Consider the following 18,220-nt stretch of genomic DNA (forward strand, 5'->3'; position numbering starts at 1 on the left):
TCATATTAAAATGAGTTACGTTCTAACAAGTCGCATGCAACGTATTGAACCCCATCTAACTGGCGTTCTTCTATAATATGTAAAGCGGCTTGTTGCCCCAATTGATAATGCGGTAATACCACAGTGCTTAATGGTGGGTAAAATAATTCCCCAACACCAATCATATTATCATAACCAAGCACCGCAATATCTTGAGGGATGCGTAATCCACGGCTAAGCAACACTTGATATGCTAAGAATGCAATGCGGTCGTTTCCACAAATGACGACATCAAAATCTGGTTTCTTATTTTTAAAGTGGCGATTGATTAAATTTATAACATCCAAATAATGTTCATCACCTAGTTCTAAATGATATTGTTTTAAAGATTGTTTAGGTAAATTAGCATTATTCCACGCCGCCTCAACTGCTTCACTGCGAATTTTCCCAGCCAATGTTTCTTGTGGGATATAAAGACACAATGGATGGCGATATCCCTTATCAATTAAACGCTCAACTGCATTATATTGGCCATTAAAATCATCTGGTATATAGGCCGGAAATTTATTTTCTTTATCTACACAATTAGCTAAAACAAGACGGTTATTATGTAGCGTTTCTGGAATAGAGACTTCTCGAAGCCCCATTGTGGTATAAATAATACCATCAGGACGTTGGGACAATAGTTGGCGAACCGCTCTTTCGCTGTCTTCACTTGATGTGATATTAACCACAAAACTGCTCCAACCAAATTGCCTTGCTGTTTGTTCTATTGAAAGGATCATTTCTACTGAAAATGGAGTTGTCGCTGTGTCGAGCGCTAAAACACCTACTGTAGAAATTTTTGAACTTTTCCCCCTTATCTTCCGAGCAGAAAAATCTGGGACATAATTAAGTGACTCAATAGCTTGTTGAACCTGTTTCAATGTTTCAGGTTTGAGTAAGCCAGGGCTATTAATTGCCCTTGATACCGTCATCAATGAAACATTTGCTAGTCGCGCTACATCTTTTAAAGAAGCCATTAAGTATATTCACTCATTAAAAAAGGTCGAGGATAAATTTTAGCATGTTAGATATAAAAAGCACCCACTGTTAATCAATCTAAAACAAGTATAAATACTTAACAGAACTTCGCTCAGCCCCACATTTTAAACTTTTTATGATTAGCTATTTGCGATATTATTGGAAGAACTTATAAATTTTTTATATATTTTGTTAGGGAAAAAACTCGTTAAACAAGTAAAACCACCTAATATGTTACATAACATTAATCGAATCTTACGCATTGACACAAACTTTAACCATTGTTTCTATTTTTATATTAAATTTAACTAGATGATATTTTTAATATAAATTAAGGTCAGTAATACATTAATAAAAAGAACAACGATCAGTAGAAAATATTACCGTGAAATTCATTTTTCGGTTTATTTATCTACGTATTTTATCAAATTAATATGAATATCAAATCAGTTTAACAGGAGTATGGTGATGAATAACACCATTCACGTAATCATAGATAGTGATAATGTCTTTAAGAATAAGCTGAAATTAATGATGGAATCTTTTGGTTTTATCTTTAAATTTTATAATAACGAAGAAACATTTATGAGTAATTATACTTACCCTTTCGAGAGCAATGTGAAAGAATGTATTTTATTATTCTTAAATAATGATGAGAACCGTATTAATAGATTAAACAATATAAGTAGCAATTTCGGTATTGTGCCATTTATTGTTCTTACTGAAGAGCCTTCTATCAATCTGTGTCGCGAAAGCTTTAAATCTGGAGCTTTTGATTTTTTCCCTTTTCCTTTCAAAGATATTGAAATTTTGAATGCTATTAGTAATGCAACAGAACTGTTCGTCTCTATGCATGAAGAGCACAAAAAATATACCTACCTATCTGATAAGTTTGCTCGCCTCTCGACTAGAGAAAGAGAAATCATGGATATGATATTAGAAGGTAATACGAGTAAAGAAACGGCAGAAAAACTCTCTTTATCACCTAGAACTGTAGAGGTTCATCGCTCTAATATTTATACAAAACTAGGTATTAAATCACTTCCTCAGCTTATTCAAGAATACGACTATATCAATACCTATCCTAAACATATTTAATCTATATGATATGTTTCCTTTCTTATGTAAATTATTATTTCTGATGGTTTAATATTAAACCATCAGAAATTCTCTCCCTTAAAAATGATTAATCTATATAATCTAAGATAAATATAGATTAAAATCCTGTATATTTAAAAATAATAACTAAAATTCATAAATTACAGAAAAAATACAAATACACTATATTTGACTAAAGAGCCACTTAAGTTAATTAATAATTTCAGTCGTAATGATAACCTTCCGAATTTATCTAATAAGATGATAGAATTAAGCTTTATTAAGCTACTGTTCAAAAATATTTTATATAACATATTTTTATGAAATCTGTTGCTTTTTGCTAACAATTCCTTCGAGCGAAAATATAAAAAAATAAGGCTTTTTACAACATACATACCTCATCTACTTCGTCATAATGAGCTTACTTTTTCATTTCTCTTTATTCCAATACATCTGATAGCAGTACAGAGAGGTAAGCCAAATCTGCCTTTCCATACGACCGATCACAATATTGGCTAATTCTTTTGCGCTTCACTATTTTTATGGCTCATGACTGGCCATAAGAGTAGTCAGAAGCGCACTCTTTTTGACTTTATGCAGTGATACAACTAGGCTATAGATTACTTATATTCTTTAATATTGATCTCATATTGTTTTAGCTTACGCCACAGCGTTGTTCTCCCCATATTGAGCACCTGATGCATCTGTTGGATTTTACCTTTACAGGCTTGCGCGACTTCAATAATCAATTCTTTTTCAACAGATTGAATATCCATGTTAGCAAAACGTTGTTCCCCTTTCGCTTCATACGGTATTTTCTGCAAATAATAGTGACACTTTAGTTTTTCACTTGCTTCTCTAGCAAGAGATTGAGCTAGCGCGAGCAGAAGATTACCGTTATCTCCAACGGTTGAAAAAGCCACGATCAGGAATAGTTCATCGGTAGGCCAATATACAGGGGCTAAATAATAGAATGTACCATGTAACTCAATTGGGCTGGCAAATAACCTTGTTCTCGCACCTTCAGTCATATCCCCTAATAATAGGTTTGCAATTTCAAAAGCGCCTTTCGATTCATTACTTAGCCATAGCGTTTCGCCCTGCGTGCTAATGCATGAAACATCGATGTTGAAATTATATAATGGCGATAATCCATCCATGATGGTCCCACTAACAAGGTCCATCATAAAATCATAATCAATTGAATTATAATGATTAAATTTATTCGATATTGCTGTTGGAAATATTAAATGAGCCGACATAGTCATCCTTATTCTTCGATAAGAGTTATTTGATTATGTCAATTTCCCATTTAATTTTTATATTCTAGATCAAGTTATTTATTGATAGTTTTTTCACCATTGATCTACATCAATTTACCACCCGCAATCGAATAGTTCGCCATCAATGAATAAAAATAGCCTGCTTTTTTTATCTTTAAGCAGGCTATAAAATGTACTAATCAATAAGTTATTAATCGGTAACTATCGAGCCCCATAAATCATATTCATCAGCATGTTCGACCTTAACTTTAACAATATCACCGGCCTTAACATTAAACTCACCATTTAGATAAACCATACCATCGATTTCAGGTGCATCTGCCATACTACGCCCAACAGCCCCTTCATCATCAACTTCGTCAATAATCACTAAAATTGTACTGTCAATTTTATCTTGTAAACGCTGCGTTGAAATTTGTTGTTGTAATTGCATAAAACGATGGTAGCGCTCTTCTTTAATTTCTTCAGGTACTTGATCCTCAAGCTCATTCGCTTTCGCACCTTCTACTGGGCTATATTTAAAGCACCCGACTCTATCTAGCTTAGCTTCAGCTAAGAAATCCAATAGCATTTGGAAATCTTCCTCGGTTTCCCCTGGAAAGCCAACAATAAAAGTCGAACGCAACGTTAACTCAGGGCAAACTTCTCGCCAACGCTTAATCCGTTCCAATGTCCTTTCCACTGCCCCAGGACGTTTCATTAATTTGAGGATTTTTGGACTAGCATGTTGCAAAGGTATATCCAAATAAGGTAATACCTTTCCTTCAGCCATCAATGGGATCACGTCATCAACATGTGGATATGGATACACATAATGTAAACGCACCCATACCCCCATAGAAGCAAGTTGTTCACATAAACCAACCATGCTGGTTTTTACTGGCTGCCCATCCCAAAACCCCGTTCTATGTTTAACATCAACACCGTACGCAGAAGTATCTTGTGAAATCACGAGTAATTCTTTTACGCCAGATGCAACTAAACGCTTCGCTTCATTTAATACATCACCAATTGGACGACTATCTAAATCCCCTCTCATTGAAGGAATAATACAAAAAGTACAGCGATGATTGCACCCTTCCGAAATTTTTAAATAAGCATAATGTTTAGGCGTTAGTTTAACCCCTTGTTCGGGAACTAAGCTAAAGAAAGGGTCATGTTCTGGTTTAGGGACATAGTGATGAACATGGTTTAGTACTTGTTCATAGCTATGTGGGCCTGTGATTTCTAAGACTTTTGGATGAACTTCACGAATTTGATTTTCTTTTGCGCCGAGGCACCCAGTCACTATAACTTTGCCGTTTTCGTTTAACGCCTCACCAATCGCCTCTAACGATTCTTGTACTGCGCTATCGATAAAACCACAGGTATTGACGATGACTAAATCTGCATCATCGTAACTTGGCACCACTTGGTAGCCATCTGTGCGTAACTCAGTCAAAATACGTTCTGAATCAACTAGGTTTTTCGGGCAACCAAGGGAAACGAAGCCAATTTTAGGCACCGAATTAGTATTTTGCGACATAACTCACTTCTTTTATTATTTTAGAAAAATGGGCGAAATTTTACCTGAAGAAGAAAAGGAATTGTATAAATTTTTAGCGATAATAATGAATTTTTAAAGCTAAAAGAGCCAATCAGAATAGCCCTTTTAACTAGAAAATAAATTGCACTAACGATTGATTGAACGGGCAATTCGCGAGTAAGTATGCCTAACACCACGGATCACAATACCATAATTTAAAATATTTTCTGGTAATGCAATTCCGTTGTAGCCCGAATCGCCAATATGATGTAAATCAGTCCCTGCCATTTTACACATTAACGCAATTTGCCTAATCGTTTGTAAGTCAGCTCCCTCTTGGGAGGTTCCAATTGCTGTCATTGTCATAACCCCTTGAGAATGGCAATAACCAACCATTTTTTGTACAAATTCTAATGAAATCCCAGGGACGGTACCGGGCGCTGGTAATAAAATAATGTCAGCACCACTGGCAATAAATGCCCGAATATCATCTTCCGTAATTAATTGTTCAGCAGAAGCATTCAAAACACCCGCTGCATGCATTTTCCCTGTAATAAGAACAATATCTTCGCCTACCACGGCTTTAAGCTCTTTAAGGCTTTGGTTAATTTCTTCATTGGTAACACCGTTCCCGGGGTTGCCCGTTAGAACAATAATATCAGCCCCCATTTCTTTTAATTTCAGTGCATTTTTTACTGTTGCCAAGCGCCCTTCCGATATTTTCCACTGTGCATCTTGCGTTGGGTTATTAAACCCTGCTGGAACTGGTTCGAGGTTCACACCGATCGCCCGACCCGTTAAATGCTTAAGAGTGCGAATCACCGCCTCAGGAGCCGTTCCTTCTGGTAACCCTTGTAGAATAGGTTGATTAACATCAAAAACATTTAACAGCAAAATATCAGCACCTTGACTCGCGGCTAGCTCCGCATTCGTGACTGTCATTAATACGGGTTGAATAGTGCCAATGGTTTCAGAAACCAATAGCCGCCCCTCACTGGCCTTAATTGACTCTAATAGCGTCTTTTTACTTAGCTTGGCAATCTCTGAGGCTGAACAATCAAGATAACGTTTTTGCATAGTTGTCCCTTTCTTTATCAATCAAAAGAATTTATTAAAAGAACTTTAACTAATTTCATAACAATCAGCGAAATATATCATGTATAAAATTATAAACTGCCTAATAGAACACATTATGAATAAGTTATTTTTTTAAGAATAATAACTTTTTCTAACATATAGATTTTTATAAAAAAAGTGTACTTTTACCCTTTTAATGCCTATTCCATTTAAAATTACTGCTTGTTTTTTACCAATAGTAATGATTATCATTACGACTCAATATTACTTATGGTAAGGACGAAATAATGAAACTCGCATACAAAGCTGCTGTTTCGGGTCTCACGCTATTTTCAATCGCTGCATTCGCTCAAGAATATCCACTTGGCCACCCAGTGATCAAAAATGGAATGGAAATCCAAGGGGTCTATTTACAACCCATCACAATGGATACTGAAGAAGGTCACCATGCAATGTCTCATTTACCCGCAGACAAAGCAGATGTTCATTTAGAAGCTGATATCCATGCTGTTGAAGATAATCCGAATGGCTTCGCCGAAGGCGATTGGGTCCCTTACCTAACAATCGAATATTCCGTTACAAAACTTGGTGATAAACCACAAACGCAAACAGGTACGTTTATGCCAATGGTAGCGAGTGATGGCCCTCACTATGGGGAAAACATCAAATTAGACGGTAATGGTAAATATCGTGTGGTCTACAAAATTTATCCACCTTCACACAATAAAGATGTTGCCTTTGGTCGCCATATTGATAAAGAAACAGGTGTCGCTCCTTGGTTCCAGCCCTTTGAAGTCTCTTGGGACTTTGACTACGCGGGTATTGGTCGTAAAGGTAGTTACTAATTTCTCACCAAATTAGTTAAGGGCTTAACCGGGGAATCTTTTCCACGCAAGCCCTTTTTTATTTGCGCTTAAAATGGATAAGCCAAGATGAAAACAATACTGAGCTTTATACTGCTTATTGCTTGCACTATTACGCCGCAATATTCACTTGCGGCAGAAAAATTCACAGTCGAATTAGAAATGAAAAATGGAGACCTCATTCCTCGAGTGCTCGAAGTCCCCGCCAAAACAATTATTCGCATTAAAATCACAAATACGGGTACAGAACCTGCTGAATTTGAAAGTATTCAATTGAGAAAAGAAAAAGTTTTAGCGCCAGGCGCAAGTTCTGTTGTTGTCATTGCGCCGCTAAAACCAGGTACTTATAGCTTCTTCGATGACTTTCACCTTTCTCACCCGAAAGGCGAGATCATTGCTAAATAAAAGGATGTAACATGGGGCAAGTTCTCTTTGTTGTGTGGCGAGAAAGTTTTGAAGCGCTTTTAGTTATCGGTATCATCTATGCGTGGATAAAACGTCACCCTGATGCTCGTAATGGCATGAAATACCTATGGGGGGGCGTTGCCCTTGGGCTAGCAATGTCCATATTGCTTGCACTGCTTATCTATGGCGTATTTAACGTCCTCGATGATACAGGCCAATCATTGTTTATGATCTTTATGGAATTACTTGCCTGTGTTCTTATCGTCCAAATGGTTTATTGGATGAATAAACACGGTAGTTCTATGAAAGCAGAAATTGAGTCGGGGATTAACCGCAATGCTGCACACCATAACTGGTGGGGAGCTTCACTCATTATCGCCATCGCAATTGCCCGTGAAGGGAGTGAAATTGTGGTATTCCTTTCTAGTTTTATTATGTCATTAACAACCAATAATGCATCTGAATTCTTTATCGAAGTCGCTGGCGGAATCGCAATTGCTGCCCTGACCCTTTACGCTTTTTTATTGACCAATCGCTTAATCTCTTGGGCTATATTTTTCAAAGTTACAGGGGTGATCCTACTTTTCCTTGCATTATCACTTCTACTAAAAGGGGTGGAAGAAAGTGCTAACCTGCTGATTGAGTATGATTTTGCTATCCCCGAGTTTTTAATTTATCCCGCTTGGGATACTACCGCTTTACTGGATGATTCAGGTATTGCGGGGAATTTTATTTCCTCTTTCTTTGCCTATCGCTCACAACCGATATGGCTAAGTGTAATAACCTTTATTCTCTATTGGGTAATTGTGATACCGCTATTTGCAAGGAGCAAAAAAAATGTGCAGCTTGCTAAGGTATAAATTCAAATGGTTATTTTTTAGCTTAATATTAGGGGTCGTTGTTCCTTCATTAAGTTATGGCAAAGCACTAAGGTCCCCAGTACAGACTGGGGATAACATCATTATTGCTAAAGGGGATATCCCCACTCCAGAGAAATACCAAGATTCAATCCATACCTACATGAATTTTATCACTGCTGAATTAGCAGAAATGGTTATCCAGCTAGAGTTACTACAGCAAAATTTACAACAAGGGAAGCTATCGGCAGCTCAACACGCTTACATCATAGCCCATCAACACTACGAGACTGTTCGTCCAATTATAGTGTTATTCGGTAACACAGATAGAACCATTAACCCTAGGGCAGATTATTTTCTCGATAAAGAAAAAGACTATCGCTTTACTGGGTTTCATCTTGTTGAATACCAATTATTTGCTGCAAAAAATCCAACACAAGCATTAGCGGCTAATGAAGAGTTACTCATTAAAGGGCGCGATTTGCATAAACGAGTCACAACAGAAACTATTGAGATCCCTAAATTAGTACAGGCTTCCGCTGACTTTATTGAAATGATCCTAGAAACAAAATTAGAGGGTAAAGAAAATATCTACAGCTTATCTGATTTAACCGATATTGCTGCTAACTTAAAAGGTTCGCAAGAAATCATCAACGTTATTCAACCTTTTATTGAAAAGAATACACTTAAGCAATTACAAAAAAATACTCTACGGATCAATAAAATCATGCAGCCATATTATATGGCTGATAGCACATATCAACCTTATAGCCAGCTAAAACAACAAGACAAAATGGCACTTTATTCATTACTCACTCAACAAGCCGAAACTTTAGCAAAGTTACGGGCTCAGCTCGATGTTGATGTTTACTATAAATATTAAGGCATAAATTTATGCAAGCTAAACCTAGAAGTATTTTGCAAGCAACAGGAATGTCACGAAGAAATGCATTAAAAGCTTTCGCTATTGGTAGCGCGGTTTTAACTATTCCAACTTTAAAAGCTAAAGAAAAATTCGCTGATTGCCAACCCACTTACAATAAAGCGGTTAATTATCTTGGAGAACACCAAGCCGGTGTATTAACACCCGAGCCTAAAAATGCCTCATTTATCGCTTTCAATATTACGTCGAATACTGTTGAAGAACTACAAACTATTTTCGCTTTGTTAACCGAGCGCATTGCATACCTTACCCAACCACAAACAATGCCTTCAACAGAAAATGATAAAATGCCTCCAGCTGAGTCCGGTATTCTCGGGACACATTTGCAACCTGACCTACTCACTATCACTGTGGCCCTAGGAAACTCCCTTTTTGATAACCGATTTGGTCTCAACAAAATTAAACCTAAATACCTCAGTGAAATGACGAGTTTCCCTAACGATAGGCTAGAGAAAAAATGGTGTGGTGGGGACTTTTTACTACAAATATGTGCCAACAGCCAAGAAAGTGTTATTTATGCATTAAGGGATATTTTACGCCATGTATCTCCCTATTGCTTCCCATTATGGAAAATTGACGGCTTCTTACCTGCACGAGATATCGACAATCACTCGACTCCAATTAACTTGTTCGGTTTTAAGGATGGAACGGGCAATGCCCCCTCTTCTGACACATCATTGATGAATAAACTGATTTGGATAACAGATGGAAGTAAAGAACCTTCTTGGTGTGATGGCGGTACATACCAAGCCGTGCGCTTAATACGCTTCAATCTTGAATTTTGGGATAGAACGCCATTAGAAGATCAAGAAAACGATTTTGGACGTCATAAAGACTCCGGAGCACCAATAGGGATGAAAAATGAACATGATGATCCAGCCTTTGAAAAAGACCCACATGGCGATCGTATATTGTTTGACTCTCATATGCGCCGTGCTGAGCCTCGTAATCCTGAACGTTATACTGCCAAGCTTAGGCGCAGAAGTTACAGCTATTCTTTAGGCTTAACAGAGTCTGGTGCTCTAGATATGGGGCTAATCTTTGTATCTTTTCAACAAAATTTAAAAACGGGTTTTATTGATACTCAAAAACGTCTCAATGGTGAACCCCTAGAGAGATACATAAAGCCTTTCGGTGGTGGGTACTACTTCGTCTTGCCGGGGGTAAAAAATTCACAAGGTTATCTTGCTGAAAAAATGTTTACAGCATTAAAACAAACCAAATAAAGTGATTTAACTCTCCTATCATGTAAAAGGCCCCTCAGTAGTTAGACAATCAATTACTGAGGGGCTTTTACCATTTACAATTAATATTCTTAATCACTAGCCATTGGCTATATCACCTAAATATTATCTACTCATCACTGTTGTTTAGGCTTTACTGCATTTATTATTTTTGGCGTTCCTTCACATCCGCTTCAACTTCCTGTTTCCAATCCTCTGATATTGGTGCAGACATCTGCTTTGATTCAACCGCTTTATTGACAGCACGATAAGCTTTATCATATCCCGTACCATCTTGGACATACCCCGTCGCATTAGCACCTTTAATGCCAATGTTTTCAGCTTCAGAAATTGCGTCAATATTTGCACCTAAGAAAATAAAATCCCATTTATCTTCCGTTTCCGCTGATTTAATCATCGCTTTAATTTTAGCTTGAGAATATTTACGACTGCTATTTTCTTGACCATCCGTAATAATGATAAATAGAACATTATTATTTTTAGTCACTTTTCTATTTTCACGCATTTTTTCGATGCCTTCCCCAATTGCGTCTAATAGTGCGGTATAACCGCCAACTGGGTAATCATCCAGCGTTAAATTAGCTACTTTATCAATAGGTTCCCTATTGTAGAGCAGGCTTGTTTTATCATTAAATAGCAGTGTCGTAATGTAAGTTTTGGCTTTTTTGTCTCTATTTTCAGCAAGAACACTGTTATAGCCGCCAATAGTATCTGATTCGAAACCAGACATTGATCCACTTTTATCGAGAATAAAAACGAGATCTAAAACATCAGGTTCTTTCTTAATTTCGACAACTGATTTGCTACTTGCAACAGTAGTGAACAACAATAAAAATGCTGCTGATATAACAGCAAAAACAGATTGCTTTGATAGGTTCATTGCCGAGTTCCTTGGTATGGTTGATATAAAGACTTCCATATCCAATGTCTCTTTTCCTACTATTATTTCAAATAAGATTACTCTGCTTACTTAATAAGCATTTTCTTAATTCAGAATGAGACGAACCATTACTAAATAATCAGCTCTTATGTGTAGAAATATCACTGTAATTAGAATAAGTTAAATTTACCTTACCCAAATACCATTTTCCCTGAGTAAATTAATTTGTTGGATAAATTCATTATATTTCACATTTTCAGAAACGGTATTAGATGCAGAACTCTGCGCATATTCATGAACTAATTCAGTTGTCGCTTGATAGAATTCTTCATTCAGTTTTTTATGTATATCAGCATCATCAGAATCTTTCAGCTTTGCAACCAATTTTACTAGTTTTTCTGCTTTTAATTGCACATTAGCATTAGCAAAATCAGCGGTGGGTTCTACATACATAAAATCTATATTCACGGAATCTAAAAAAACATGATGATTTTTCTGAGGTAATAGGTTTTTGTTATATTCATTTTTTATATATTGTATTAATTCAAGCTTATCAAAGCACTTAGATTTAATATTCCCATCTAAATTATCGTCATAAAGGGTAATTGACTCAGGAAATGCTTCCCCTACAGGGTAACTACATCTAAATATATTTGCATCAATGATCGTGGCATTTGAGCTTCGAATAGGCATTTCTAACTCATGACCATTAATGGTCACAGGGTAACTAGCAGGCTGAAACCTATTTTCTTTACCATCAACCGCATACACTTCAGATAAAGTATAATAAACAAACTGATTTGGGTTAATAATCCCACCTGAATTATTTTCAAAAACAAAAAAGTCAGTTATATGCCCTTTTTCATCTTCTAAGTGATGTAACCCACTAGAAATTAGAATAACCCCTTTCCCATCCGGTAAAATATCATAAGCTTTACCATCTAACTTAAAGGTCATTGTATCTGTACTAGGGTTAGTGTAATAGAATTTACCTTTTCCATCTAACGCCTGAAAATCATCACAAGCAGAAATAGATATGACTGCGGCAATAAACCAAATAATTTTTAGGATGATTTTCATAATATTATTTCCAAATGATAATTTTATAGTTATTCTAAATAATCAGAATGTTACACCTGAATGAGGGGGGTTATCTCTCACTTTAAATATTACCAGCAATGCTAACAGTATATTATTAATTGATATTGATAAAAATAACTTTACGATAAGTGCTTTAACTAACTAATTTACTGTTAACTATCTATTTTGTTGCAATCAACACCCTAAAATAGTTTAAATATTATCCATTATGACCACGTAATACTTTTAATAATACTTGATAAACATCCTCCATCATTGGTGTAAGAGGCTGATTATTACGTATTAAAGCGACTGTACGAGTTAATTCAGGCTGCTGAAGTTGTAATACTTTCAGTTCAGGGTCACGTAAATGAACAGTATAAAGTTGAGGTAGGATGGCAATAGCTAGTTTAGAACGAACTAAACCATATAGAGTTTCAATATAATCAACTTGATAACGAATATTTAATTTGAGCCGATGGCTTTCTACTGTTGCAGCAACTAAACGTTGAATATTCCCTTTAGAAAATACAGCAATGTCGCGATTATTCAGTAATTTCCAAGGTAAATGAAATTCATTGTTCGCTAACCTGTCATCATGATGAATAACAGCAACAAAAGGGTCATCTTGTAATGGGGAAATACTCAGCTCTTGTGGAACTGAACTGTCTAGAACCCCTATGCCAAAATCAACTTCATGATTAATTATCTGGTTCACGAGTGAGTCATTAGTTTGATCATAAAACTCGGTTTTTAATCTAGGAAATAATTGGTTTAATTGTTCAGGAACAGATGGAAATACTAATGAACTCACAGAAGGAACAAGCCCTATACGCACTATACCATCACCACCATCCTCGATGATTTTTTGAATATCACTAAATGCACGATGCGACACACTGAGGATTTGCTGTGCATGAGGTAAAATAGCAGCACCTAGTTCCGTTAATGTGACTGATGATGCCGTTCGATTAATTAGCTTTCCACCTAAAACAGATTCAATTTGCCGTAAAGCACTACTAAGTGCAGGCTGACTTACAGCTAAACGATTAGCTGTTTCAGTAAAATGACGCAGCTTTGCCAAAGTGACAAAATACTGTAATTGTTTGAGCGTCAGTGCCGGCAGCCGTTGCCAAGGTTCTGTCATAATCGTTAATTGTCTGCAGATTGAATAATCATGGAATATTCATCCTATCATAACCTTCTCTTATAGCCTGATAAATTTTATCATCTTGGCAAACGTTTGCCTTGCTCATAAAGTAGCAACCATAAATCATATAAATGGTATTTTTATGAACATAACAGAGCAAACTCGGCGTAATGCTATTCAAGCCGCAAAAGGCAATATTCCTTTTGACCTTTTACTCACACAAGCCAATATCGTTGATATGGTAACAGGCGAGATACGCTCCGCAGATATCGGTATCGTAGATAATTTGATTGCAAGTGTCCACCCAACAGGTTCACGCACTGATGCAAAAGAAGTTCATGATTTATCGGGTTATTTTATTTCACCTGGGTTAATTGACACTCACGTCCATTTAGAAAGTTCTCACCTTCCACCAGCTCGTTATGCAGAAATCGTTCTAACTCAAGGGACAACTGCCGTCTTTTGGGACCCCCATGAACTTGCTAATGTATTAGGATTAGAGGGAGTCCGCTATGCAATTGACTCTAGTCGTAATTTACCTTTAGACGTTATGGTTGCTGCACCATCATCCGTCCCATCTACGCCAGGGTTGGAAATGTCGGGGGCAGATTTCGCAGGCAAAGAAATGTCAACTATGCTTAGTTGGCCTGAAGTGCGGGGGGTCGCCGAGGTTATGGATATGCATGGCGTACTCAATGGCAGCGAAAAAATGGAGGAAGTGCTGAATGCAGGGCTCCAATCCGGTAAATTAATAGAAGGGCATGCTCGAGGGTTAAAAGGTGCCGAATTACAGGCTTACCTCGCCGCAGGCGTTACTTCAGACCATGAGTTAACTTCCGCAGATGACGCGCTGGAAAAACTCAGAGCGGGCCTTACTTTAGAAATTCGAGGCTCCCATCCCTACTTACTCCCTGACATTGTGAATGCACTGAGATCATTGCCCCATTTATCATCGCAAATCACAGTCTGTACCGACGATGTTCCACCCGATATGCTGATAGAAAAAGGTGGTATTATCGCTTTACTCAACCTATTGATTGAATATGGCATGCCAGCAACTGATGCACTGCGCTTTGCAACACTCAATGCGGCTATTCGCTTACAACGTAATGACCTTGGTTTAATTGCCGCAGGCAGAAAAGCTAACTTCGTACTCTTTGACTCACTGACAACGTTAAAAGCACAAGCCGTTTATGTAGCAGGTAAAAAAATTGCAGAAAAAGGCAAATTAATACATGCCATTAGTTCTCCATCAGATATTTTACCACCTCGAGATACTATGCATCTTTCCCCAATTACCGCGGATGATTGCCAACTTAAAATTGATGGAGTGAATAACGGAATAGCTAGATTGCGGCATATCCATGGCGCCCGCTTTACTCAATGGGGAGAAGTTGATGTGCAAGTTACTAATGGCATAGTACAACTTCCTGATAATTTTAGTTTTATTCGCGTTCAGCACCGCCATGGGCGTCATGATGCACGACCACAGATTGCCCTGCTCGAAGGTTGGGGTGAATTACGCGGCGCCATCGCTACTAGCTATTCACATGACTCTCATAACCTTGTCGTGCTCGGTCGTGACCCACAGGATATGGCGATTGCCGCCAATTTATTGATAGAAAGCGGTGGAGGCATGGCCTTAGTCCAAAATGGACAAATTTTAGCCCATGTAGCTATGCCAATTGCGGGCATGTTATCGGATTTACCCGCCTCAGAACTCGCCGAGCAGTTCCGTCAATTACGTGAGTTAAGCCATAAAATTGCTGACTGGGAACCGCCTTATCGTGTTTTCAAAGCGATAGAAGGAACTTGTCTAGCCTGTAATGCAGGGCCACATTTAACCGACTTAGGATTAACAGATGGAACAACACGTCAACTTGTTGATGCCGTTCTTCATTTTTCCGAGCACTAATGACTAAAAATACGAATATACCAAAAATAATGACAGGAGAGCCTATTAATGGCTGAAAATTCAATAAATACGCCAACATCAGGGAGTTGGTTAGAAAAACGCTTCGCATTAAAAGAACGCGGAAGTTCAATTAAAACTGAGTGTTTATCGGGTATCACGGGCTTTTTAGCTGCCGCTTATCTATTGGTGGTAATTCCTGGTTTATTAGCCGCGGGTGGAATGGATAAAGGCGCTGCAACAACAGGGACCATTATTGTCTTTGTGCTTGCCAGCTTATTAATGGCTTTTTATGCAAATTTACCTTTTATTGTGGGTCCTGGAATTGGCGGGTCGGTACTCGTTGGTATTACCCTAGCGGGCAGCGAAGGAATAGATTGGCAAATAGGGTTAGGTATTGCGTGCTGGTCTGGTATTTTATTTTTTCTGTTAACCAAATTCGGCTTACGTGAAGTAGTAACTCGTTCAGTACCCCAATCAATTAAACTCGGATTAACTGCATCAATTGGGCTTTTTGTTGCTGTATTAGGCTTTCGCAATGCTGGGCTAGTATTAGCCAATCCAAAAACTAATGCATTAATGTTAGGTGATTTCCTTTCACCGGGTGCTTTAGTTGCCCTTGCAGGTTTTTTTGTCGCTATCGCATTACAAGCGCGTAAAATTCCCGGTGGAATATTATGGGCCATTTTATTTGCGACTATTTTAGGTATTCCATTTGGTGTCACAAAACTACCTGAAAGTTTTATTGGTGTTCCTCATTCTATCGCACCAGTTCTTGGGCAAGTTGATTTAATTGGTGCGTTGAATATTGCATTTTTACCCTTCTTATTTGTCTTTTTTGCTGCTGAATTTTTCTCTACCATGGGAACAACATTAGCCGTTGGCGGCGAAGCAGGCCTATTAGATAAAGAAGGTAATATGCCGAATATAAACCGCCCATTTATCGTTGACTCAATCGCAGCAGCATTAGGACCAATGGTCGGCATTCCAGCTGCAACAGCATTAATAGAGTCGTCGGCAGCCGCTGAAGCGGGTGGTAAAACAGGAATGACAGCTCTTGCCGCAGCATTTATGTTTTTATTAATGTTATTATTTACCCCTATTGCATTAATGATCCCAGCACAAGCCACCGCGCCCGCATTAATTTTGATTGGTCTAAATATGTTTAGTGGTCTACGTAAAGTTGATTTAGGCAACTTTACTGATGGGTTACCTGTTTTAATGATGGTGATGATCACCTTAATTGCCAATAGCTTTGGAACAGGGATTGCTGGCGGGTTGTTATTCTATATTTTAATTAAAGCTGTTGCTGGTAAATGGCGCGAGATCCCTATCAGTTTATGGATTCTAGCAGTCCCTCTCGTGTATTATTTCTCAACACTAGTAAAACACTAATACTCACTGAATGATAAAAAGGCCAGAGTTTAAATAATGACGTGAACCCCAGAAATTGGTTACCCAATGACTGGGGTCAGCTCATAATCAGCGGCCTTTTTTAATTAAGCTAACACTAATTTAATACCGCTTGTGCTTCTATTTCTATTAGCCATTCTGGCAATGAAAGGCCTGTCACAATAATCCAAGAAGAGGCGGGAGGCATTTCACCAAACTTTTCTTTTAATGCATTTGTAATAGCAAGCTGCTCTTCGTCACTATCATAACCTGCTTTAATATAGATACGTAACATCACGACATGGGATAAATCCCCACCCGCTTCACGTAATACATGCTCAATATTAATCAGTGACTGAACTGTTTGTTCATACATCCCACCAGTTACAGTCTCTTGTTCAGCATTTACACCAACCTGCCCCGATAAAAATAATTGGCGTGTTCCACTCGTTTCTATTGCTTGGCTAAAGCCATACTGCAAAGAGTTAAATACCGTTTTAGGGTTAATTAATTTTTTTGTCATTTTTTATCCGTTTTAAAATATCAACCAACTGTAAATTATAAAGAAAATTCTATTGAAGTATCTAAGTATCAGACAAATTCTATCTGTTGAAACAAATAACGCATTTAAAGCTACATATATTGATAAAGTTTATTTAAAACTATTCATGACACCGAGTTCCATAAACTTTGCTAGCTTCTGTATTTCAATTTTTTTCTTTATCCAATCAGTTGGGATGCCATTTAAGTAAGCCATTTTGGCACCTATTAGGATGGGTTGTAGTTCATCCGGAACCCGGTTTATGACCCAATCAACGGCTTTATCTTTTGTCACAAACTGCCCAGTTTCCATGGTTTTCCACATTCTAGCCAATGTCAGTAAAACATTTCTCTCATCACTGTCTAAAGATGACAATAAATTAGGGAGAGAATCTAACATCGCTTGCTTTATTTGCTGTTCATTAACAACAGGGAGTTGATATTCTTTTGATTGCCATAAACTAACAGCTTCTTGCTGTGCTTGCGCTAACATCAAAGTAAATTCAGGATCGTAAACTTGACCTTCCAACTGCCCTTGCTCAATACTTTGCCGTAACCATTCCCCATACATTAGTTCACATTTTGCTGGGTATGAAAGAGAGGCTAACTCGCCTGAAACAAAAACAGCTATTTCTAATGGCCGACGCCCTTGAGGATCGCTAGGATAAAGCCCAGAAATTACCATAAAATCAGAAACCAGTAGCGTTCTCTGGTCATGAGTCATTTCTTTATCAATGACAACTAATATATCAATATCACTTGCCGGCTTTAAACCGCCAGACACGCCTGAACCATGAAGATAAACGGCAATCAATGAATCGCAAAGATGCCGTTGTAAAATCGACAATGTTTGCGCTACCTGATATGAATTTTTCATAACGCTCTAAAAACCTTTTTATAATGTTTTCTAACTCCACATGAGTGACGCTAATTTAGCTATTATTGCAATAAAAGATAGGCAAAAATAGC

17 protein-coding genes are annotated in these 18,220 nt (G+C 37.6%); 8 read left to right on the top strand and 9 right to left on the bottom strand.

The genetic code is table 11. From position 1 onward, the window contains the following. Positions 1 to 5: 5 nt before the first annotated feature. Positions 6 to 1,001, bottom strand: a complete 996-nt coding sequence (locus tag P3L56_RS16070; protein ID WP_166685841.1) for a LacI family DNA-binding transcriptional regulator — start codon at positions 999 to 1,001, stop codon at positions 6 to 8. Between the two features lie 469 nt (positions 1,002 to 1,470). On the opposite strand from P3L56_RS16070, the gene P3L56_RS16075 reads away from it, so the two are divergent. After that, on the top strand, positions 1,471 to 2,100 hold the full coding sequence (locus tag P3L56_RS16075; protein ID WP_166685842.1) for a response regulator transcription factor: 630 nt from the start codon (positions 1,471 to 1,473) through the stop codon (positions 2,098 to 2,100). Positions 2,101 to 2,720: 620 nt separating this feature from the next. Here P3L56_RS16075 and P3L56_RS16080 read toward each other — a convergent pair. The 3 genes from P3L56_RS16080 to P3L56_RS16090 all read right to left on the bottom strand — a co-directional run bounded on the left by P3L56_RS16080 (position 2,721) and on the right by P3L56_RS16090 (position 5,985). Beyond that, the gene (locus P3L56_RS16080) at positions 2,721 to 3,362 is read right to left on the bottom strand and encodes a helix-turn-helix domain-containing protein (protein WP_129467157.1); all 642 of its coding nucleotides are present in this window, start codon (positions 3,360 to 3,362) and stop codon (positions 2,721 to 2,723) included. Between the two features lie 211 nt (positions 3,363 to 3,573). Next, positions 3,574 to 4,908 carry a 30S ribosomal protein S12 methylthiotransferase RimO gene (rimO, locus tag P3L56_RS16085; RefSeq protein ID WP_042848896.1) on the bottom strand — a complete coding sequence of 445 codons (1,335 nt, stop codon included), beginning with the start codon at positions 4,906 to 4,908 and terminating at the stop codon, positions 3,574 to 3,576. 147 nt (positions 4,909 to 5,055) lie between these two features. Next, positions 5,056 to 5,985, bottom strand: coding sequence for a PEP phosphonomutase (locus tag P3L56_RS16090; protein WP_042848897.1), 930 nt, complete (start codon positions 5,983 to 5,985; stop codon positions 5,056 to 5,058). 287 nt (positions 5,986 to 6,272) lie between these two features. On the opposite strand from P3L56_RS16090, the gene P3L56_RS16095 reads away from it, so the two are divergent. The 5 genes from P3L56_RS16095 to efeB all read left to right on the top strand — a co-directional run bounded on the left by P3L56_RS16095 (position 6,273) and on the right by efeB (position 10,279). After that, entirely contained in the window at positions 6,273 to 6,830 is a 558-nt protein-coding gene (locus P3L56_RS16095) for an iron transporter (RefSeq protein WP_042848899.1), read from the top strand. An 87-nt stretch (positions 6,831 to 6,917) separates the two neighbouring features. Beyond that, complete coding sequence (locus P3L56_RS16100) at positions 6,918 to 7,253, top strand: cupredoxin domain-containing protein (RefSeq protein WP_042848900.1); 336 nt, start codon at positions 6,918 to 6,920, stop codon at positions 7,251 to 7,253. A gap of 11 nt (positions 7,254 to 7,264) precedes the next feature. Beyond that, positions 7,265 to 8,113, top strand: coding sequence for an FTR1 family protein (locus P3L56_RS16105; protein WP_042848952.1), 849 nt, complete (start codon positions 7,265 to 7,267; stop codon positions 8,111 to 8,113). After that, entirely contained in the window at positions 8,091 to 8,993 is a 903-nt protein-coding gene (locus P3L56_RS16110) for an EfeM/EfeO family lipoprotein (protein ID WP_166685845.1), read from the top strand. The genes P3L56_RS16105 and P3L56_RS16110 overlap by 23 nt, the downstream gene beginning before the upstream one ends. A gap of 11 nt (positions 8,994 to 9,004) precedes the next feature. After that, positions 9,005 to 10,279, top strand: coding sequence for an iron uptake transporter deferrochelatase/peroxidase subunit (efeB, locus tag P3L56_RS16115; RefSeq protein ID WP_129467153.1), 1,275 nt, complete (start codon positions 9,005 to 9,007; stop codon positions 10,277 to 10,279). Positions 10,280 to 10,442: 163 nt separating this feature from the next. Here efeB and P3L56_RS16120 read toward each other — a convergent pair whose 3' ends face one another. The 3 genes from P3L56_RS16120 to P3L56_RS16130 all read right to left on the bottom strand — a co-directional run bounded on the left by P3L56_RS16120 (position 10,443) and on the right by P3L56_RS16130 (position 13,404). After that, positions 10,443 to 11,177 (bottom strand): vWA domain-containing protein, encoded by a 735-nt coding sequence (locus tag P3L56_RS16120; protein WP_131680838.1) that lies wholly within the window; start codon positions 11,175 to 11,177, stop codon positions 10,443 to 10,445. Between the two features lie 186 nt (positions 11,178 to 11,363). Beyond that, positions 11,364 to 12,257: a hypothetical protein gene (locus P3L56_RS16125; protein WP_198860881.1), complete on the bottom strand. Its 894-nt coding sequence runs from the start codon at positions 12,255 to 12,257 to the stop codon at positions 11,364 to 11,366. Between the two features lie 220 nt (positions 12,258 to 12,477). Further along, positions 12,478 to 13,404, bottom strand: a complete 927-nt coding sequence (locus P3L56_RS16130) for a LysR family transcriptional regulator (RefSeq protein ID WP_181468714.1) — start codon at positions 13,402 to 13,404, stop codon at positions 12,478 to 12,480. Between the two features lie 145 nt (positions 13,405 to 13,549). Here P3L56_RS16130 and P3L56_RS16135 point away from each other — a divergent pair, with 145 nt between their 5' ends. After that, on the top strand, positions 13,550 to 15,322 hold the full coding sequence (locus tag P3L56_RS16135; protein WP_105880874.1) for an adenine deaminase: 1,773 nt from the start codon (positions 13,550 to 13,552) through the stop codon (positions 15,320 to 15,322). A gap of 48 nt (positions 15,323 to 15,370) precedes the next feature. Further along, positions 15,371 to 16,714: an NCS2 family permease gene (locus P3L56_RS16140; RefSeq protein WP_042848905.1), complete on the top strand. Its 1,344-nt coding sequence runs from the start codon at positions 15,371 to 15,373 to the stop codon at positions 16,712 to 16,714. A gap of 115 nt (positions 16,715 to 16,829) precedes the next feature. Here P3L56_RS16140 and P3L56_RS16145 read toward each other — a convergent pair whose 3' ends face one another. Beyond that, a complete protein-coding gene (locus P3L56_RS16145; RefSeq protein WP_042848906.1) occupies positions 16,830 to 17,234 on the bottom strand; it encodes a RidA family protein in 405 nt (134 codons plus the stop codon). A gap of 129 nt (positions 17,235 to 17,363) precedes the next feature. Further along, on the bottom strand, positions 17,364 to 18,128 hold the full coding sequence (locus P3L56_RS16150) for an aminoglycoside adenylyltransferase family protein (protein WP_129467149.1): 765 nt from the start codon (positions 18,126 to 18,128) through the stop codon (positions 17,364 to 17,366). Positions 18,129 to 18,220: the final 92 nt, after the last annotated feature.

The sequence above is a fragment of the Providencia sp. PROV024 genome (assembly GCF_032709665.1).
Taxonomy (GTDB): domain Bacteria; phylum Pseudomonadota; class Gammaproteobacteria; order Enterobacterales; family Enterobacteriaceae; genus Providencia; species Providencia huashanensis.

Bases quoted from the DNA above. Each gene is read 5' to 3' on its own strand.
- P3L56_RS16145 (WP_042848906.1), bottom strand. From the start codon at position 17,234: ATGACAAAAAAATTAATTAACCCTAAAACGGTATTTAACTCTTTGCAG.
- P3L56_RS16105 (WP_042848952.1), top strand. From the start codon at position 7,265: ATGGGGCAAGTTCTCTTTGTTGTGTGGCGAGAAAGTTTTGAAGCGCTT.
- rimO (WP_042848896.1), bottom strand. From the start codon at position 4,908: ATGTCGCAAAATACTAATTCGGTGCCTAAAATTGGCTTCGTTTCCCTT.
- P3L56_RS16100 (WP_042848900.1), top strand. From the start codon at position 6,918: ATGAAAACAATACTGAGCTTTATACTGCTTATTGCTTGCACTATTACG.
- P3L56_RS16080 (WP_129467157.1), bottom strand. From the start codon at position 3,362: ATGTCGGCTCATTTAATATTTCCAACAGCAATATCGAATAAATTTAAT.
- P3L56_RS16090 (WP_042848897.1), bottom strand. From the start codon at position 5,985: ATGCAAAAACGTTATCTTGATTGTTCAGCCTCAGAGATTGCCAAGCTA.
- P3L56_RS16135 (WP_105880874.1), top strand. From the start codon at position 13,550: ATGAACATAACAGAGCAAACTCGGCGTAATGCTATTCAAGCCGCAAAA.
- P3L56_RS16075 (WP_166685842.1), top strand. From the start codon at position 1,471: ATGAATAACACCATTCACGTAATCATAGATAGTGATAATGTCTTTAAG.
- P3L56_RS16120 (WP_131680838.1), bottom strand. From the start codon at position 11,177: ATGAACCTATCAAAGCAATCTGTTTTTGCTGTTATATCAGCAGCATTT.
- efeB (WP_129467153.1), top strand. From the start codon at position 9,005: ATGCAAGCTAAACCTAGAAGTATTTTGCAAGCAACAGGAATGTCACGA.
- P3L56_RS16125 (WP_198860881.1), bottom strand. From the start codon at position 12,257: ATGAAAATCATCCTAAAAATTATTTGGTTTATTGCCGCAGTCATATCT.
- P3L56_RS16070 (WP_166685841.1), bottom strand. From the start codon at position 1,001: ATGGCTTCTTTAAAAGATGTAGCGCGACTAGCAAATGTTTCATTGATG.
- P3L56_RS16110 (WP_166685845.1), top strand. From the start codon at position 8,091: ATGTGCAGCTTGCTAAGGTATAAATTCAAATGGTTATTTTTTAGCTTA.
- P3L56_RS16140 (WP_042848905.1), top strand. From the start codon at position 15,371: ATGGCTGAAAATTCAATAAATACGCCAACATCAGGGAGTTGGTTAGAA.
- P3L56_RS16095 (WP_042848899.1), top strand. From the start codon at position 6,273: ATGAAACTCGCATACAAAGCTGCTGTTTCGGGTCTCACGCTATTTTCA.
- P3L56_RS16150 (WP_129467149.1), bottom strand. From the start codon at position 18,128: ATGAAAAATTCATATCAGGTAGCGCAAACATTGTCGATTTTACAACGG.
- P3L56_RS16130 (WP_181468714.1), bottom strand. From the start codon at position 13,404: ATGACAGAACCTTGGCAACGGCTGCCGGCACTGACGCTCAAACAATTA.